This window comes from Amycolatopsis sp. NPDC059027 (assembly GCF_042739735.1).
Classification (GTDB): domain Bacteria; phylum Actinomycetota; class Actinomycetes; order Mycobacteriales; family Pseudonocardiaceae; genus Amycolatopsis.
The window spans coordinates 1-17807 of sequence record NZ_JBHYIK010000122.1 but is presented as its reverse complement, the minus strand read 5'-3'; the positions used below and the strand labels follow the sequence as shown (position 1 = coordinate 17807).

Annotated in this window: 15 protein-coding genes; 4 read left to right on the top strand and 11 right to left on the bottom strand. The window is 70.0% G+C overall.

The window, feature by feature from the left end:
* Positions 1-88 precede the first annotated feature (88 nt).
* The gene (gene ilvA / locus ACFWY9_RS43180) at positions 89-1291 is read right to left on the bottom strand and encodes a threonine ammonia-lyase (protein WP_378341617.1); all 1203 of its coding nucleotides are present in this window, start codon (positions 1289-1291) and stop codon (positions 89-91) included.
* A 95-nt stretch (positions 1292-1386) separates the two neighbouring features.
* On the opposite strand from ilvA, the gene ACFWY9_RS43175 reads away from it, so the two are divergent.
* Positions 1387-1674 (top strand): hypothetical protein, encoded by a 288-nt coding sequence (locus ACFWY9_RS43175; RefSeq protein WP_378341616.1) that lies wholly within the window; start codon positions 1387-1389, stop codon positions 1672-1674.
* 6 nt (positions 1675-1680) lie between these two features.
* On the opposite strand, the gene ACFWY9_RS43170 is transcribed toward ACFWY9_RS43175, so the two are convergent.
* From ACFWY9_RS43170 to ACFWY9_RS43140, 7 genes are all read right to left on the bottom strand, one after another.
* Positions 1681-2838, bottom strand: coding sequence for a cystathionine gamma-synthase (locus ACFWY9_RS43170; protein ID WP_378331641.1), 1158 nt, complete (start codon positions 2836-2838; stop codon positions 1681-1683).
* A gap of 50 nt (positions 2839-2888) precedes the next feature.
* Positions 2889-3860 (bottom strand): hypothetical protein, encoded by a 972-nt coding sequence (locus ACFWY9_RS43165; RefSeq protein WP_378341615.1) that lies wholly within the window; start codon positions 3858-3860, stop codon positions 2889-2891.
* Positions 3861-3866: 6 nt separating this feature from the next.
* Complete coding sequence (locus ACFWY9_RS43160; protein WP_378331643.1) at positions 3867-4520, bottom strand: hypothetical protein; 654 nt, start codon at positions 4518-4520, stop codon at positions 3867-3869.
* Positions 4521-4628: 108 nt separating this feature from the next.
* Positions 4629-5183, bottom strand: a complete 555-nt coding sequence (locus ACFWY9_RS43155; protein WP_378331644.1) for a hypothetical protein — start codon at positions 5181-5183, stop codon at positions 4629-4631.
* Positions 5184-5324: 141 nt separating this feature from the next.
* Positions 5325-6845 carry a hypothetical protein gene (locus ACFWY9_RS43150; RefSeq protein ID WP_378341614.1) on the bottom strand — a complete coding sequence of 507 codons (1521 nt, stop codon included), beginning with the start codon at positions 6843-6845 and terminating at the stop codon, positions 5325-5327.
* 117 nt (positions 6846-6962) lie between these two features.
* Positions 6963-8333: a cystathionine beta-synthase gene (locus ACFWY9_RS43145; protein WP_378341613.1), complete on the bottom strand. Its 1371-nt coding sequence runs from the start codon at positions 8331-8333 to the stop codon at positions 6963-6965.
* Between the two features lie 454 nt (positions 8334-8787).
* Positions 8788-9759 (bottom strand): pentapeptide repeat-containing protein, encoded by a 972-nt coding sequence (locus ACFWY9_RS43140; RefSeq protein WP_378331647.1) that lies wholly within the window; start codon positions 9757-9759, stop codon positions 8788-8790.
* 142 nt (positions 9760-9901) lie between these two features.
* On the opposite strand from ACFWY9_RS43140, the gene ACFWY9_RS43135 reads away from it, so the two are divergent.
* Positions 9902-11122: an acetyl-CoA C-acetyltransferase gene (locus ACFWY9_RS43135; protein ID WP_378341612.1), complete on the top strand. Its 1221-nt coding sequence runs from the start codon at positions 9902-9904 to the stop codon at positions 11120-11122.
* A 70-nt stretch (positions 11123-11192) separates the two neighbouring features.
* Here ACFWY9_RS43135 and ACFWY9_RS43130 read toward each other — a convergent pair whose 3' ends face one another.
* The 3 genes from ACFWY9_RS43130 to ACFWY9_RS43120 form a co-directional block, all read right to left on the bottom strand.
* Positions 11193-12740: a DHA2 family efflux MFS transporter permease subunit gene (locus ACFWY9_RS43130; RefSeq protein ID WP_378341611.1), complete on the bottom strand. Its 1548-nt coding sequence runs from the start codon at positions 12738-12740 to the stop codon at positions 11193-11195.
* 190 nt (positions 12741-12930) lie between these two features.
* Entirely contained in the window at positions 12931-14199 is a 1269-nt protein-coding gene (locus ACFWY9_RS43125) for a YeeE/YedE family protein (protein ID WP_378330236.1), read from the bottom strand.
* A 369-nt stretch (positions 14200-14568) separates the two neighbouring features.
* A complete protein-coding gene (locus ACFWY9_RS43120; RefSeq protein WP_378330237.1) occupies positions 14569-15429 on the bottom strand; it encodes a Bax inhibitor-1/YccA family protein in 861 nt (286 codons plus the stop codon).
* 305 nt (positions 15430-15734) lie between these two features.
* Here ACFWY9_RS43120 and ACFWY9_RS43115 point away from each other — a divergent pair, with 305 nt between their 5' ends.
* Positions 15735-17228, top strand: coding sequence for a SpaA isopeptide-forming pilin-related protein (locus tag ACFWY9_RS43115; RefSeq protein ID WP_378330238.1), 1494 nt, complete (start codon positions 15735-15737; stop codon positions 17226-17228).
* A gap of 10 nt (positions 17229-17238) precedes the next feature.
* Positions 17239-17807 (top strand): class F sortase (locus tag ACFWY9_RS43110; RefSeq protein ID WP_378341610.1); only part of this gene is annotated, 569 nt, incomplete at its 3' end.

The window sequence follows — 17807 nt, the reverse complement described above, 5'->3', positions numbered from 1 at the left end:
CCGGCGCGCCGCGCACACCCTGGCCGGGACAGGCCTTTACGGCCACCTTACGGGCGTCTGACGCCCGTAAGGTGGCCTTAACGGCATTTCAGACCACGGTGTACCCGGCGTGTTCGAGGGCGGCGACGACGTCTTCGCAGTGTTCGGGACCGCGGGTTTCCAGCGCGAGCGAGACGTCGACCTCGCCGAGCGCGAGCGAGCCGGAAATGCGCGAGTGTTCGACGTCGAGGACGTTCGCGCCGAGTTCGCTCACGCACGAGAGCACCGCCACCAGCGAGCCGGGACGGTCGGGGACGCGCAGGTGGAGTTTGAGGTAGCGCCCGGCAGCCGTCATGCCGTGCTGGACGATCTGCACCAGCAGCACGGGATCGACGTTGCCACCGGAGAGGATCGCGACGACCGGCGGTTCGAACGCGCCGGGGTGCTGCAGCAGCGCGGCGACCGCGGCGGCGCCCGCCGGTTCGACGACGAGCTTGCGCCGTTCCAGGCACAGCAACACCGCGCGGGACAACGATTCTTCGGAGACGGTCACGATGTCGTCCACAAGGGACGACACATGCGCGTAGCTGACCGGGCCCGGCTCGCCGACCGCGATCCCATCGGCCATTGTGGACAGTTGGCGCAACCGGACCGGCGCACCGGCCGCCAGCGAGGGCGGAAACGCGGCGGCTTCCTCGGCTTGGACGCCGACGATCCGGACGTCCGGCTTGACGGCCTTCACCGCCGAAGCGACCCCGCCGACGAGCCCGCCTCCGCCGGTGGAGACGAGCACCGTGCGAGCGCCGGGGACCTGGTCGAGGATTTCCAGGCCGGCCGTGCCCTGGCCCGCGATGACGTCGGGATGGTCGAAGGGGTGGATGAACACCGCGCCGGTCCGGTCGCCGAACGAGATCGCCTCGGCCAGCGTCTCCTCCAGAACGGCGCCGTGCAGGTGGACGTCCGCGCCGTAGCCCCGGGTGGCCGCGAGCTTCGGCAGCGGCGCACGCAGCGGCATGAACACGGTCGCCTTGGTGCCCAGCAAGGACGAAGCGAGCGCGACACCCTGCGCGTGGTTGCCCGCGCTGGCCGCGACCACACCCCTGGCGCGTTCCTCCTCGCTCAGCCCGTGGATCCGGGTGTAGGCTCCGCGGATCTTGAACGACCCGGTGCGCTGCAGGTTCTCGCACTTCAGGTACACCGGACCACCGTGCAACCGGCGGAGATCCCGCGCGTGCTCCATCGGCGTGACCCGGGTGATCCCTTCGAGAAGTTCCCGGGCTTCCCGGATCCTCTCGAGGCTGACGAGTTCCATGGCACCGGATGATGCCACTTACCGGACATGCGGGCTGGGACCACGGCGGGCCGAGTACCCTGGACGCGGCGGCGACGGCTGATCAGGGAGCGAATATGGCAACGGGTGACCACGCGAACACCGCTCGACCGGTGCGCGCGACCCGCTCCGCCGGCGTGCTGTCCCTCGTCGTCGGAGTGCTGTCCGCCGCGGCGCTGACCGGGGCGGCCGTCTTCACGGTCGACAGGGCGGGGTGCGCGGCGCCCGCGCAGTACATCCGCCACGACAACCACATCGAGCTGGTCGGCGGCTGCGTGAACGGCGAAGAACTGCCGCCCGCGCCGCACGCGCCCTCGGGCCAGGCATCCGGTGCGGACGCCCAGCCCGGCAACTACCGCCCGTAGGTTCTCTCAGTCCAGCGCGGCGAGCAGGTCGGCGACCAGGTCGCGGCCGTCCTCGATCCCGACGGACAACCGCAGCAGATCGGCGGGCACCTGCAGTGTGGAGCCCGCAGTGCTCGCGTGAGTCATCCGGCCGGGGTGTTCGATCAGCGACTCGATCCCGCCGAGGGATTCGGCCAGGATGAACAGCTTCGTCCGGGACGCCACCTCCAGCGCGGCCTGTTCGCCGTCGACGTGGCTGAACGACACCATGCCGCCGAACCGGCGCATCTGCTTGGCCGCCGTCTCGTGACCGGGGTGCTCGGGAAGGCCTGGGTAGTAGACCTTGACCACCTTGGGGTGTTTCACCAGCGCCTGGACGATCTTCTCGGCGTTGTCGCTGTGCCGCTCCATGCGCAGCGCGAGCGTCTTGAGCCCGCGCAGGGTGAGCCACGCGTCGAACGGGCCGGGCACCGCGCCCGCCGAGTTGCGCAGGAAGAACAGCTGCTCGCGGATCTCGTCCTCATTGGTCACCACAGCGCCGCCGACGACGTCGGAGTGCCCGCCGAGGTACTTGGTGGTCGAGTGCACGACGATGTCCGCGCCCAGCGCCAGCGGCGTCTGCAGGTACGGGGTCGCGAAGGTGTTGTCGACGACCAGCCGGGCACCGGCCTCGTGCGCGACACCGGCCAGCGCGGCGATGTCGGCGATGCCGAGCAGCGGGTTCGTGGGCGACTCGCACCAGACGAGCTTGGTCTCCGGCCGGATCGCCGCCCGCACTTCGTCCACATTGGACAGATTGGCGACGGTGTGCTCGATGCCCCACAGGCTCAGCACCTTGTCGATCAGCCGGAACGTGCCGCCGTACGCGTCGTTCCCCAGCACGAGGTGGTCACCCGGCCGCAGCACGGTGCGCAGCACGGCGTCGGACGCGGCCATGCCGGAGGCGAAGGCCAGCGCGTGCCTGCCGCCTTCCAGCGCGGCGAGCGCCTGCTCCAGCGCCGTCCTGGTCGGGTTCGCGGTGCGCGAGTACTCGTAGTCACCCTCGCGGGTGCCACCGACGCCGTCCTGGGCGTACGTCGAGGTCTGGTAAATCGGCACGATGACGGCACCCGTGCGCGGATCGGGCTGCTGCCCGGCATGGATGGCACGTGTCTCGAAACCCAGCGCTGAGTAGTCGTCGACCATGCCACCAGGGTACGGGGAACCTCCGACAATCCCAGTAAGTGGGAGTAAGTTCACCACCGGCCCGGCGGCTGCGACGGCGGATACTGCTGGTGAGGTGGTTGCGGCGGGGTGTGACCGCCCGGCAGAGCCGGTGCGGCGACGCCGATCAGCATCCCGATGTATGGACTGAGCAGCGCGGCACCGGCGGCGCAGGCCACCAGCGCGAGCACGAGCAGCACCCAGGCGCTGCTCCCGTAGCTCACCTCCACGACCGCGCCGACGAGCGCGAGGGCGGCACCACCGAGGGTGAGCAGCGAGGCCGCCTTCTTACCGGCGACCAGGCAGGCGGCACCGGCGAGCACGACCGCCCACGCCACCAGTTCCACGATCAGCCAGAACACCCCGGCGTGCCGCCACGTCTTCCGCGAAACGGCCGACAGCACGATCGCGACCATCGCGAGCAGAGCGAACACACCGGCCGTGCCCAGCCGGAGAAGCCGTACCGCGGGCAACTCCGGCCGCGTCGGCGTCGCGAACGGCGGACCACCGACGGCGGCCACCGCGGCGCGCTTACGGCGGATCGGGCGCAGCACCAAGGCCACCACGGCGAGTACGAGCACGACCGGCGCGAGGGTCACACAGGCGACGGTGCCGTACGCGGTCGCGATCTTGAACTCGAAGGACGCCTTGAGGAACCGGCCGTACCGCACGTCGTAGAAGAGCGGTTCGAGCCAGCCGAGCGCGATCGTGAACGTGGTGCCCACGATGAGCGTCACCAGCCCGCCGGCGGCGCGCGCGAACACCAGGATCCCGCCTACCAGCAGGATGATCCCGAACAGGAGGAACAGGCCGAGCGCGGCGATGGAGCCACCGCTGAGGTCCCCGACGGAGGTGCCCTTGGGCAGCGTTATGAGCGCCACAATCGGCTTCGAGAACACGGCTCCGCCGAGCGCGAGGCCCAGCACGGCCGTGACGATCGCGGTCACACCGGTCTTGAGCGGCTGGCGCGGCGCCGCCGGGGGCGGCGGATAGGGGTAAGCCATCGCGCGTTACCGCGGGTACTGCTGCGGGTAGCCGCCGCCCGGCGGGTACACCCCGGCGGGCTGTGCCTTCCCGACCCACACCGCGGTCGGGCGCACCAGCGACAGCACCAGCGTGGCGGTCGCCGGGATGACGACGAACACGAGCGCCACGATCCCCGCCCCGGCGACCATGCTGCCGCTGAAGTGCCGGAACGCGCTCAGGCCGACCAGGCTCAGCACGAACCCGAGGAGCACCACCGCGATCGCCAGGGCGCTGCCGACGATGCCGAGCATCCGGCCCGCGGGCTTCTTGAGGAACAGCAGGATGCCACCGGCGAGCAGCAGCCCGGCGAGTACGAGGTAGAGGAACGTCGTGATGAACACGATCCACGACGCGTAGCGGTGGCTGACGGCGAACAGGGCGATGATCTGGACGACCGCGCTGACGAGGTAGTACACACCGCCCAGCACCGCGAGCACGCCGGCGAAGATCGCCGTGACGCCGCTCGGTTTCTGGTGCGGGGGAACGAAACCGGGCCCTTGCGGATAGCCGCCGGGGTAGGGCTGGCCGTAGGCGGGCTGCTGCCCCGGCACCGGATAACCGCCCGACGGCGGATACTGCGGCGGTACCCCGGGCTGTCCCTGGTTCGGCTGCTGTCCCGGGTACTGCGGATACGACACGGTGTTCCCCTCGCCCTTCGGTCACCCCCAAGCCGGTGACCACCCTGCAGCGGAGCGTACCGGTCCGGCGTGCCTCCCGGCGGGTTCTTCACGCGTGGGAGTGCCAGGTCACCACTGCCGCGGCGGGGAGTACCCCTGCGGTCCCTGACCGTACGGCGGCAGGACGGCTTGCGGACGATGACGCAGGTATTTGAACGTCGGCGGCAGGACCGAGAAAAGCAGCGTCAGCGGTGCGAGTGCCATGAGCGCGACACGGTCGTAGGCGGCGAAGTTCCGCAGGCGGAAGACGGCGGTGAAGTACCTCTCGTAGGTCGAAACGGCAACGGGTTCGAGCAGGATCGCCGCGATCGCCAGCAGCGCCCCGAGCAGCAGGAGGATCGCGCCCGCGGTCGCGCGGAAGAACGTCGACAACGCGCCGACGAGCAGCAGCAGCCCGGCGACGAGGTAACAAGCGAGGCCGACGAGCACCAACGGCGGCAGGTCACCGAGGCTGAGCCCGGACGGGAGGTCGATGAACAGGGTGACCGGCACGTAGCCCGAGGCCACCGCGGCCAGCAGGCCGAACAGCGCGGCGAGGACGGCCGTCGCTCCCGTCGGGCGCGGTGCGGGGGCTCCGTAAGGGAGACCTGGCTGCGGTGCTGGGTATCCGTACGGACCGGTCACGGCTCTCCCGTCAGGCTGTCGGCGCAAGGACGGCGCTCACCCTAGCCCGGGAAACTCCGCCGTGGACCCCAAACGACGGACGGTATGAAGACGTGATGCCCCCGGCCGGGCGGCCGGGGGCATCACGGGTGGTCTAGCGGATCACCACTGCTGGGGTGGCTGGCCGAAGCCTCCGCTCGGCGGGCCCTGCTGGCCCGGCTGCTGCTGACCGTAGCCCTGCGGGGGCTGGCCGTATCCGGGCTGCTGCGGCTGGCCCGGCTGACCGTAGGGCTGCTGCGGCGGCTGGCCGTAACCCGGCTGCTGCTGCGGCGGCTGGCCATAGCCCGGCTGCTGCTCCGGCTGGCCGAAACCACCGGGCTGCTGACCCGGCTGCGCGAACCCGCCGCTGGACGGGTCATGCCCGCCCGGCTGACCGTAGGGCTGCTGCGGCGGCTGGCCGTAGCCCGGCTGCTGCCCCGGCTGGCCGAAACCACCCGGCTGGCCGCCGGGCTGACCGAAGCCGCCCTGCGGGGCGCCGTACGGACCGGGCGCACCGGGGCCGGACGGCGTCGAACCGCCACCGAGGCCGACGAACTGCGCTGTCGCCGGGATCACCGCGAGCACACCGACGATCAGGATCAGGATGCCCAGGATCAGCGGCGGGATCCCGCCGCCGGTCGCGTCCTTGGCCGAGGCCCCGAACTGCTGCAGGAAGTCGTCGTTCGGCGTCAGGCCGATCTTCAGCAGCAGCGAGAACAGCGCCAGGATCACGCCACCGCCGAGCACGACGAACGGCACGATCGTCTTGATGGTGCCGCTCAGCTTGCTCGCGAGCGCGAGCCCGACGCCGCCCGCGAGCGAGATCAGCGAACCGAGCAGGATCAGGATCACGTAGAGCCAGACCGTGCCGGATCCGACGATGCCCGCCTTGTCGAGGAACTTGTCGATCGCGTCCTGGTTCGGCGCGCGATCGAACAGCTTCGAGTAGTCGCTGGCGTCACCGAGGTAGACGAACGAGAAGATCAGCGCGATCAGGCCGAGCAGCGCGACGACGCCACCGGCGATGTAGCCGTACAGCGCGTTGCCGCCACCCCCGGCGGGAGCGGCGCCGAACGCCGGCGCGGGCTGGCCGAAGCCGCCACCCGGCGGCGGGCCGCCGAAGCCGCCCGGAGCACCGAAGCCCTGGGGCTGGCCGGGCTGACCCGGTTGCGGTTGACCGGGCTGGCCGTACGCGGGCTGCGGCTGGCCGTAGGCACCCGGCTGCCCGTAGCCCGGCTGCGGCTGGCCGAACCCGCCGACCGCGGCGGGGTTGTCGGCCGCACTCGGCGGCGGGGCGTACGGGATGGCGGGCGGCTGCGAGCCGGGCGGCACCAGCTGGGTGGACTCCGCGCCGGGCGCGTCGCCGCCCCCGACCGGGTTCACCAGCTGGGTCGCGTTCGCGTCGCCCTGCTGTGCGGGCTGCCCGCCCTCGCCCTGCTGCTGCACCGGCTGCACGACCTGGGTCGGCTCCGGCGTCTCACCGAACTGGCCGCCCTGCGGCTGTTGCGGCTGGGCCGGCTGGACGACCTGGGTCGGTTCCGGCGAGCCGAACGGACTGTCCTGCTGCGGCTGGGGGCCACTCGGCGGGCCCTGCGGTGGCTGGCCGCCACCCCACGGCTGGTTCGGTGGCTGCGGAGCACTCATTTGGGTCTTGAACCCCCTTGACGAGGACACGAAAAAGTTCTAACCACGGCACACGCTATCGGATAGCCGGGTCAACCGCCGGTAACACCTCGGTGTGCCCGAGCGATGAGACCCCTTCTAGCGTCCGGCGAGGAAACTGAGCAGGTCGTGCCGGGTCACCACACCAGCGGGTTTGCCGTCGATCAGCACCAGCGCGCCGTCCGCGCCCTCGAGCGCGGTCATCGCGGCGCCGACCTGCTCACCAGCACCGATCGTGGGCAACGGCGGCGACATGTGCGTCTCCAGCCGGTCGGCGAGCTGGGCCTTGCCGGTGAACAGCGCGTCGAGCAGGTCGCGTTCGTTGACCGCGCCGACGACCTCGGCGGCCATCACCGGCGGCTCGGCGCTGACCACCGGCATCTGGCTGACACCGAACTCGGAGAAGATCGCGACCGCCTCGGCGACGGTCTCGTTCGGGTGACTGTGCACCAGGTTCGGCAGCGACCCGCTCTTGCGCGTGAGGACGTCGCCGACCGTGGCACCCGAGGAGTCCGGGGGCAGGAAGCCGTAGGAGGACATCCACGCGTCGTTGAACACCTTGGTGAGGTAGCCGCGGCCGCCGTCGGGCAGCAGCACCACGATGACGTCCTCGGGCCCGAGCCGCTCGGCGAGCTTCAGCGCGGCGGCCACCGCCATCCCGCACGAGCCGCCGACCAGCAGGCCCTCTTCGAGCGCGAGACGCCGGGTGGTCTGGAAGGAGTCCGCGTCGGAGACGGCGATGATCTCGTCGGCGATTTCCCGGTCGTAGGTCTCCGGCCAGAAGTCCTCGCCCACGCCCTCGACGAGATACGGCCGCCCGCTGCCGCCCGAGTACACCGAACCCTCCGGGTCGGCGCCGACGACCTGTACCCGGCCGTCGCTGACCTCCTTGAGGTAACGCCCGGTGCCGGAGATGGTGCCCCCGGTGCCGACGCCCGCGACGAAGTGCGTGATCCTGCCCTCGGTCTGACGCCACAGCTCGGGGCCGGTCGAGTGGTAGTGGCTCTCCGGGTTCTGCGGATTGGCGTACTGGTTGGGTTTCCAGGCGCCCTCGATCTCGCGGACCAGCCGGTCGGACACGTTGTAGTAGGAGTCCGGGTGTTCCGGCGGCACCGCGGTCGGGCACACCACGACCCGCGCGCCGTACGCCTTGAGCACGTTGCGCTTGTCCTCGCTGACCTTGTCCGGGCAGACGAAGACGCACTGGTAGCCCTTGCGCTGGGCGACCATGGCGAGCCCGACACCGGTGTTGCCCGAGGTCGGCTCCACGATCGTGCCGCCGGGCTTCAGCTCCCCGGAGCGCTCGGCCGCCTCGATCATGCGCAGCGCGATGCGGTCCTTCACGCTCCCGCCGGGGTTGAAGTACTCGACCTTGGCCAGCACGAGCGGCTGTAGCCCCTCGGCCAGTGCGTTCAGCTTGACCAGCGGGGTGTTGCCCACCAGATCGGCGATGTGCTCGACGTAATCCACGCGCACAGCCTACTGCGCCGTTCGTTACCAATCCGACGGCAGCCACGGCGGAAACGGGTACTTACGAGCAGGTCGGTCACGCACCGTATCCGCCTACTTTCGGTCGGATGGGTAACCAGAGCGAGCCCGCCATTGTCCAGCCAAGGCGAAACCGGTCACGCGAGCGGCGGACGGCTCCAGGTGCGCGTCGGTCCGGCGGCGACGTCCCACGAGGTCCGTCCGGCCACTGGCGAGAACCGTGCGACAGCCAAGCCGCTACCCACCGGTGCCCGGCCGGAGGGCCGTGGCACGTCGAAACGCCGTCCCGTCCTGGAAACCGGCCCGCACGCACCGTGCGTCCCCGGTCCCGCCTCGGCAGGTGACGAGGAGCGGCGCGCTGCTCCGGCAGCGGCTCCAGCGGTGAAGGGCTCCCATGAGCGTCCCTCCGGATGTCGGCATTTCAGTTCAGTCGGTGTCAGCCATCAACGGCCACGCTATCGGCCGATGGCCGTTCGGGGGAAGGGCCTGCCACCAGATCGGACCAGACGTCGTCACCGGCCCGTGCCCGTTCCGTCCAGCCGCGGGGCCATTTGCGGCGGAGCCCGTGGTCCGTCCGTGTCGCGGCCCCGGTCAGCCGGGCCTCGGTCTTCTCGCCGAAGTCGACCTCGTTCTCGAACCTGGCGCCGGCGAAGGAACCCCCGGCCGCGCCGAAGTCCACCGTGCGGAAGTCGACCAGGCCGTCGAAGACCGTGTTCTTGAAATCCGCTTTGCTCACGTACGACGTGCCACGGAACGACGTCGTTCCCACGAAGGTGGCGCCGTAGAACACCGCGGACCGGACGCGGCAGTGGGTGAACGTGAAGTTCGTGAGCGTCGCGCCGACCAGATCGAGATCGACATCCGGCCAGTAGGCGGGGTTCTCGTCGTCCTTGCCCGGCCGCAGGTGCAGGGTCAGCACGCGTTCCGCGGTGCGGCGTACCTGGAGTTCCTGGCGGTTCTCCTCGTCCTCGGGATCGTGCTGGAACGGCATCCGCAGATAGGCGCACAGGACGTTGACGATGGTCTGCCGCTGTTCCTCGTGTTCCTGCGCGAGCCGTTCCAGCGCGTACAGCCCGGCGAGCCGGACGGGCGCCTTGTCGCTGCCGAGCTGTTCGGCGGCCTTGCTGTACATCTCGGTCACGCGACGCTGGGTGGCGTCGTGGTCCTTCTGCACCAGGTCGAGTTCGGCGGAGCGCTGACGCCGCGCGGCGAGCAGGAGCGCGGCCGCGCCGCCGGTGCCGACGACGACGTTGGCCGCGGTGCGCAACGCGTCCAGCCGGGCCGAGTCCTCCGGTCTGCCGCCACCGAGGGTCGAGAGCAGGGTGATCGCCGCCGTCGTCGCGAGGACGACGAGGCCGGCGCCCCAGAGCAGGATGGTCCGCGTCGACAGCACCCGATGGCTCGTCACGGCGGGGCATTGTGCCAGCGTTCCCGGAGCCGCGTTCGCCTTTTGGACGTGTTCCGCGTCGCGCCCGGCTTGTCACCCGCGCCACACACTCCCAAGATGGTGAACAAGCGCTTATTCCAGTACTCGACGAAGAGGTCCTGCGATGCCTGAAGCCGTGATTGTCTCCGCCGCGCGTTCGCCGATCGGGCGCGCCAACAAGGGGTCGCTGGTCAGCATGCGGCCCGACGACCTCGCGGTGCAAATGGTGCGCGCCGCGCTCGACAAGGTGCCGCAGCTGGACCCGGCCGACATCGACGACCTGATGCTGGGCTGCGGCCTGCCGGGCGGCGAGTCCGGCTTCAACATGGGCCGCGCCGTCGCGGTCGAGCTCGGCTACGACCACCTGCCCGGGTGCACCATCACCCGCTACTGCTCCTCCAGCCTGCAGACCACCCGCATGGCACTGCACGCGATCAAGGCGGGCGAGGGCGACGTGTTCATCTCGGCGGGCGTCGAGACCGTGTCCCGCTTCGGCAAGGGCAGCTCGGACTCGTGGCCCGACACGCACAACCCGCTGTTCGCCGAGGCCGAGGCCCGCACCCAGGCGACCGCCGAGCAGGGCTCGGACACCTGGACCGACCCGCGGACCGAGGGCAAGGTCCCGGACGTCTACATCGCGATGGGCCAGACCGCCGAGAACCTCGCGCGGCTCAAGGGCGTCACGCGGGAGGACATGGACGAGTTCGGCGTCCGGTCGCAGAACCTCGCCGAGAAGGCCATCGCGGACGGGTTCTGGGCCAAGGACATCACCCCGGTCACGCTCCCGGACGGCACGGTCGTCTCGAAGGACGACGGCCCGCGCGCGGGCGTCACGCTCGAAGGCGTCTCGGGGCTGAAGCCGGTGTTCCGGCCCGACGGCCGGGTCACCGCGGGCAACTGCTGCCCGCTCAACGACGGCGCCGCCGCGCTCGTGATCATGTCCGACACGAAGGCTCGTGAACTGGGCATCACGCCGCTCGCGCGCGTCGTTTCGACCGGGGTTTCCGGGCTGTCGCCGGAGATCATGGGCTACGGGCCGGTCGAGGCGTCGAAGCAGGCGCTGTCCCGCGCCGGGCTGTCCATCGGCGACATCGACCTCGTCGAGATCAACGAGGCGTTCGCGGCGCAGGTCATCCCGTCCTACCGCGACCTCGGGATCGACATCGACCGGCTGAACGTCAACGGCGGCGCGATCGCCGTCGGGCACCCGTTCGGCATGACCGGCGCGCGGATCACCTCGACGCTGATCAACTCGCTGCAGCACCACGACAAGCAGTTCGGCCTGGAGACGATGTGCGTCGGCGGCGGCCAGGGCATGGCCATGGTCCTCGAACGCCTCTCCTGACCCGGTAATGCCGTTAAGGCCACCTTACGGGCGTCCGACGCCCGTAAGGTGGCCTTAACGGCATTTGTCGCTAGTGGACGACGACCGGTGGGGCCGCCTCTTCGCCGGCACCGGAGCCGGCGGGGGTGGAAGGCGCGGCCGGGGCCTTGCGCGGCAGGAAGAACGCCGGGACGATGCTCGCCGCCATCAGCACCAGCGCCCACACGAAGGTGGTCGCGAAGGCGTCGGAGGCCATCGACGCCGCCGCGTCGTGCGTGGCCGGGTTCTGCGTCGCGATGGTGGCGGCGACCTGACCCTGGCTGGTCGGCACGCCGAACTTCCCGGCCAGCAACGCGGCCAGGATGATCGACATCACCGCGGAGCCGACGGCGCCCGCGGTCTGCTGAAGGATGTTGGTCGCGGTGGACGCCTTCGCCATGTCCTTGAGTTCCAGCTGCTGCAGCGCGGCCGACATCACCGGCACCATCGTGAGGCCCATGCCGAGCCCGACCACGAACAGCGCGGGCAGCAGCACCAAGAACGAAGTGGTCGCGGTGACCATCGTGAACGGGACCATGCCGAGCACCATCACGGCCACGCCGGGCAGCACGAGCTTGCGCGGGCCCATCTTGTCGGCGAGCTTGCCCGCCCGCGGCATCGTGATCATGACGCCGAGCGCCTGCGGCGCGATCAGCAGCCCGGACTGCAGCGCCGACTCGCCGCGCACCACCTGCAGGTAGGTCGGCAGCAAGAGCATCGAGCCCATCATGCCGATGAAGAACACCGCCATCGTCAGCATCGACATCGAGAACGCCTTGTTGCGGAACAATCCCATGTCGAGCAGCGGGTTGGCGATCCGCATCGAGCGCAGCGCGAACGCGACCAGCAGGACCAGGCCGGCGAGGCCGGGCAGCCACACCGCGACGTTGGTGACGCCGCCCGCCTCCGGGATGCGCGAAACGCCGAAGATCAACGCGGCGAGACCCGGCGAAACCATGAGCAGGCCGGGGAAGTCGAAGCGCTGCGAGGGTTCCGGCGAGTCCTTGGGCAGCAGTTTCAGCGAGAGCAGGATGGCGACCGCGCCGATCGGCACGTTGATGTAGAAGATCCAGCGCCAGCTCACCGCGTCGACCAGCCAGCCTCCGAGGATCGGCCCGCAGACCGGGCCGAGCAGCATCGGCACGCTGATCACGGACATCACGCGGCCGATCCGCTGCGGGCCGGCGGCGCGCGTCAGCATCGTCATCCCGGCGGGCATCAGCATGCCGCCGCCGAAGCCCTGCACCACCCGGAAGATGATCAGCGACTCGACGTTCCACGCCAGCCCGGCCAGCATCGACCCGATCAGGAAGAACGCGATCGCCAGCAGGTAGAGCCGTTTGGTGCCGAAGCGGTCGGCCGCCCAGCCGGTGATCGGGATGACCGTCGCCAGCGCGAGCATGTAGCCGGTGGCGATCCACTGGATGGTGTCGAACGACGTGCTGAACTGAATCATCAGCTTCTGCATCGCGACGTTGACGACCGTGACGTCAAGGATCGCCATGATGGCGCCCGCGACGACCACCACCGCGACCTTCAGTACGTCGCGGTCGAGTTTGTCCTCGGCGGCGGGCGCGGCCGGGCCAGCTTGCGAACTCATACGGAAAGAACCGTCCCCATTATTCGGCGAGTGCGAAGGCGCAAATCCGGCATACGCCCGGAATCCCCCTGCTTCCGCAACCGAGGGTAGTCGATGGGAACTTGCTTTTGCCAACCAGTTTCGCTCGCGGCAAGAAATCCCTTGCGCGAACACACGCCGTGTGCTGTCGCGCTCGCTTTCCGCGACGAATTCAGCAGACGCTGTCGGACGGGACGGGATTCGCCAGCCCGAACAGCGGCCGCAGCCGGATGCCGATCCAGGTGCCGCCCAGCGCGAAAACGCCCCACAGCCAGCCGTGCAGGCTGCCGACCGAGATCCCGCCGAGGTACGCGCCGATGTTGCAGCCGCCCGCCATCCGCGCGCCGACCCCCATCAGGATCCCGCCGAGCACCGCGGCCAGCGCCGTCCGCCACGGGATCGAGCTGTGGATCTTCCACGCGCCCGCCGCAGCGGCCGCGACCCCGGCGCCGATCATGATCCCGATGTCGGTGAGGCTGGTCTTGTCCTTCCAGATGGTCGCGTTCAGTGACGTCGCGTTCGCCTTGAGCCGCCAGAACTCCCAGTGCTCCGGATGCAGCCCGAACACCTGGAGGATCTTCGCGCCCCACAGGCTGAACGCGCTGGTGACACCCCAGATCCCGCCGGAGACCAGGAACACCGCGGCGGCCAGGACCCCGAGCACGAGCGCGCCGGCGAGCATCGGCCACGAACCCCGGAACACCCTGGCGAAGCCACGCGCGGTCGGCACCGCGCCGGTCGGCGGCGGCGTGCGCCGTTTCTGCACGGCCCTGGTGCCCAGCACGATCACCGCGAGCACCGCGACCGTGATCACCCACGAGCCGAACCAGCCGACGTGGTCGGCGAGCAGGACGCCCTTGAACTCCGGCCAGCCGGACAGCACCGGGTACGCCCAGGTGTAGAGCACCGATCCGGCGATGAACCCGCCGAGCGTCAGCACGATCGTCGACTGTCCCGACCCGACCGCGAACAACGTGCCGGACGCGCACGCGCCGCCGAGCTGCATGCCGATCGCGAAGATCGTCGCGCCCACGAAGAGCGACAGCCCGAGCGCGCCCGCCGTCGGCGCCGGTTTGCTGCCGAACAGCCCGGATCCGGTGCCGGCGATCAGCGCGATGAGCGTCGCCGCCGTGCCGAGGAGGAGCGCGTGGGCACGCAGCCCCTGCCCGTTGCCGACGGCGATCAGCTGACGCCACGCGGAGGTGAACCCGAAGCGCGAATGGAACAACGCGAGCCCGAGCAACAGCCCGAGAATCAGCAGCACCCCGAACTTCGCGCCCTGGCTTGCCCAGACGTACGCGGTGAGCCCGGTCGCGAGCACGCCCGCGACCGCGAGCGGGATCACCCGGACCGGCTCCTCCGGCTTCGGCGACGGGGCGGCGCACGACGTCGGGAAGTCGAGGAACTTCTTGGCACCGGCAGGGGATTCGGTTGTCGCCACCTGGCACTCCACGGCAGATCGGGCTGATCGGGAGACTCAGGTTAGGGCTGGTGATCGGGCCGACACAGCCCGTCCCACAGAGTGCGACGAACGGAGCAAAGCCGACGCCGACGCCGTCGCCGCGATCCCAGGGACGCCTTCGGTGCGCTCACCGCACCGAGGGACGCCCCCGTCGCACCCAACGCACCAAGGGCGTCCCTCGGCACACCCGCCGCCCGCACGCGTGTCCCGAACGCGCCGTTCGGGACGTTCAACGTCTCCACCGCGTCGTTCGCGACACCCGGCAGCCTCGCAGCCATCGAAAGCCCGCGAAAAACCGGAGGCCACCCCGCGTAAATACGGGGGGTGGCCTCCGGAAAGGAAAAGCGGCTAGTCGCGTAGGTAGGACAGCAGCCGCAGGATCTCCAGGTACAGCCACACCAGCGTGGTCATCAGGCCGAAGGCGGCGTACCAGGCCCACTTCGACGGCATGCCTTCGCGGATCATCCGGTCGGCCTGGTCGAAGTCGAGCAGGAAGCTGAACGCGGCGATGCCGATGACGACGAGGCTGAAGATGATCGCGATCGGGCCGCCGTCACGCAGCGGGTTGAAGCCGAAGAACATCGCGGTGATGAGGTTGACGAGCATCAGGATCGCGGCGCCCGCGACGGCGCCGATGATCCACTTGGTCAGCTTGGGAGTGACCTTCACCGCACCGGTCTTGTAGACGACCAGCATCGCGATGAACACGCCCGCGGTCCCGATGATCGCCTGCAGGGCGATACCGGGGTAGATCGCTTCGAAGACACCGCTCAGCGCGCCGAGGAACACACCCTCGACACCCGAGTAGAGCAGCGTCATCACACCGCTCGGCTTGCCACGGAAGATCATCACCAGCGAGATGACGAAACCGACGATCAGCGCGCCGATCGCGACGCCGAGCACGATGCCCGGAAGCGCGACCCGCCCCGAGGCGGTGACGACGAGCTGGCTCTGTGCCCACAGCGCGGTGAGCACACCGGCCACGAGCGCGACGGCCAGGCTCAGTCCGGTCTTGATGACGACGTCGTCGACGGTCATCGGCCGGTCGGCCGAGCCGGTCGGCGTATACCCGGGGCCGTAGCCGGGTACGCCACCCTGGGCCTGGGGGTAGCCCTGGGCAGGGTTGAAGCCCACGTTGGGCCCGTACTCACCGGTCATGGTTCCGCCACGCGGCAGGTTGCGGAACGCCGGGTTGCTACTGGAACGCACCTGATCCTCCTGGATCTGCTGGCACCTGTATCGGGTTCAACGACCACTCCGGCCTGCCAGTTCCCGACTGAGTAAAGCTGACTTTACTCGACGGTTCACCAGCGGCGGGCTTCACCGTATGCGAGGCAGATCACGACCGTTCATCGACCGTCCCCCGATGGCCCCTAGACAAAGACAGCCGTCAGGGTCGAGTCTCACCACGCGTGTTCGGATCCTCACCGAAGGCGTGCCGCTCATTGGACGATCGTGTGGGCCCTCCGGCGTATGGGCGCCGAAGCGGACACATGGCAAGGAGTCAACACACCATGGGGTGGTCCCTACGCCCAAAGGCGGTCACCGGTCTGGTCGCGACCTGCCTCCTCGGCGCACTGTCCGTAGCTTTCGCCCCCACCGCATCCGCCGACGCACAGCAAGGTGTGGGTTACAAGATCACACCTGGCCAGGCCATGCACGGAGGGCACGACTTCAACTGGCTCGGCTCGTACATCGTCGGCGGCAAGCAGGTGTTCTGCGTGAGCTTCCAGCTCAAGGCACCGGACAGCAACGAGAAGTACAAGCCCGGCGACGAACTCCGCGACAAATGGGGCCAGGCCCTGCCCGCGGACAAGGCCGCCAACATCTCGTACCTGCTGCTGCGCTACGGCGACACCAAGAACAACGCCGAGGCCGCCGCGCTCGCCCACCTGCTGCACTCGTGGACCTCCGCGCCCCGGCCGGGCAAGGACGACCTCAACCCGAATCTGCCCCCGGAAAAGATCGGCTACGACGCCGACTGGCACCTGACGACGCTGGGGGACAAGACCAACAACCACCAGGACGCGGTCGAAGCGGTCGACAAGCTGACCAAGGAGGCCGAGGCCAACCACGGCCCGTGGACGGCGAAGATCGCCGCGCCCACGACCGAGCAGCACATCGGCACTCCGGCGCCTTGGACGATCACGGTCAAGAACGCCAAGGGCACCGGTATCCCGAACGTCCCGGTGAAGCTCACGGCCACCGACGCCTCGGTGGACACCGGCGACCAGGCGACCGGGACCGAGCAGGACAAGACCGGGAACGCGAGCCCGCAGGCCGCCGCCAAGGACGTCACGGTGCTGACCGGCCAGGACGGGACGATCAACGTCAAACTGACCCCGACCGGCGAACACCCGCAGCTGGCCGGTTCGCTGTCCGCGCCCGCCGACCGGCCGTACGTGCAGTTCCCGGTGACCCAGGGCAGCGGCCTGGCGACCCAGAACGTCGTCTCCACCGGCGGCGAGAAGGAACTGAAGGTCCAGGGCGCGGTGAACATCGCGAAGCCGGCCCAGGTCAAGGTCACCAAGACGGACAAGAAGACCGGCAAGGGCATCGCGGGCGCGCAGCTGCGGATCACCGGCAAGGACAAGGCCGCGGCGGCGATCGGGCAGGACGGCAAGCCGCTCAACGGCCCCGACGGCAAGCCCGTCGTGGTCACCACCGACGGCTCCGGTGTCGCGACGGTCGAGAAAATCCAGGCGCCGCAAGACATCTGCGTCGTCGAGGTGAGCGCACCGCCGGGATACACGAACGCCTTCGACCCGGCCAATCCACCGTCCGAGTGCGGTTCGGTGAAACCGGGCGAGACGCTCGCGCTGTCCGTGGTCAACGTGCCCAACGAGGTCCCGCACGCGATCCCGGCGGGCGACAAGCCGACCGCGATGGCGCAGGGCGTCGTCGAAACGCAGTACTCGACGCCAGGCTTGATCGGTCTCGGCGCGCTCGCGCTGCTGGGTTCGGCTCTGGTCGGCGTCGCGGCCCGGCGGCGGTCCTCGCGGCGATAGGTTGGTGCTCGTGACTGGTCGTCGGCTGGCCACCGGCTTCGTGCTGGGTGCCGTGAGCGTGCTCGCGGTCGAGCTCGTGGCCGCGGCGATCGTCCGGCCGCCCACGACGATGGTGGCGGGGACCGCGGAAGCGGCCCCCGCCGCCGTATCCGCCGCGAAAGGCTCTCCCGCGGTGCCTTCCGCGCCGAGCACGTCGCCGCCGCCACCGGCGACGTCTTCGTCGGCTCCGGCGTCGCCCGCCGCGCAACCACCGTCCCCGCCACCGCCGCAGCGGCCGGGCACGATCCGGCTGCCCGGCGGCGGCACCGCCACGATGGTGCGCAGGAACCTCGGCCCGAACGCGGAGCTGCCGATCCCGGACAACATCGGGGAGGCGACGTGGTGGGGTGCCGACCTCACCGCGGCCGGCGGGGCGAGCGTGTTCGCCGGGCACGTCAACTGGCGCGGCGCGACCGGCCCGTTCGCGGAGCTGTGGGACGAGAAGATCGGCGGCGCGATCACCGTCGTCGACGTGCGCGGGAAGACGTGGCGCTACAAGATCTCCCAGCTCGTCACCGTGCACAAGAACGATCTGCCGCA

Coding starts and splice junctions, on each gene's coding strand:
- ACFWY9_RS43135 (WP_378341612.1), top strand. CDS start 9,902: ATGCCTGAAGCCGTGATTGTCTCCGCCGCGCGTTCGCCGATCGGGCGC.
- ACFWY9_RS43130 (WP_378341611.1), bottom strand. CDS start 12,740: ATGAGTTCGCAAGCTGGCCCGGCCGCGCCCGCCGCCGAGGACAAACTC.
- ACFWY9_RS43170 (WP_378331641.1), bottom strand. CDS start 2,838: ATGGTCGACGACTACTCAGCGCTGGGTTTCGAGACACGTGCCATCCAT.
- ACFWY9_RS43165 (WP_378341615.1), bottom strand. CDS start 3,860: ATGGCTTACCCCTATCCGCCGCCCCCGGCGGCGCCGCGCCAGCCGCTC.
- ACFWY9_RS43150 (WP_378341614.1), bottom strand. CDS start 6,845: ATGAGTGCTCCGCAGCCACCGAACCAGCCGTGGGGTGGCGGCCAGCCA.
- ACFWY9_RS43115 (WP_378330238.1), top strand. CDS start 15,735: ATGGGGTGGTCCCTACGCCCAAAGGCGGTCACCGGTCTGGTCGCGACC.
- ilvA (WP_378341617.1), bottom strand. CDS start 1,291: ATGGAACTCGTCAGCCTCGAGAGGATCCGGGAAGCCCGGGAACTTCTC.
- ACFWY9_RS43175 (WP_378341616.1), top strand. CDS start 1,387: ATGGCAACGGGTGACCACGCGAACACCGCTCGACCGGTGCGCGCGACC.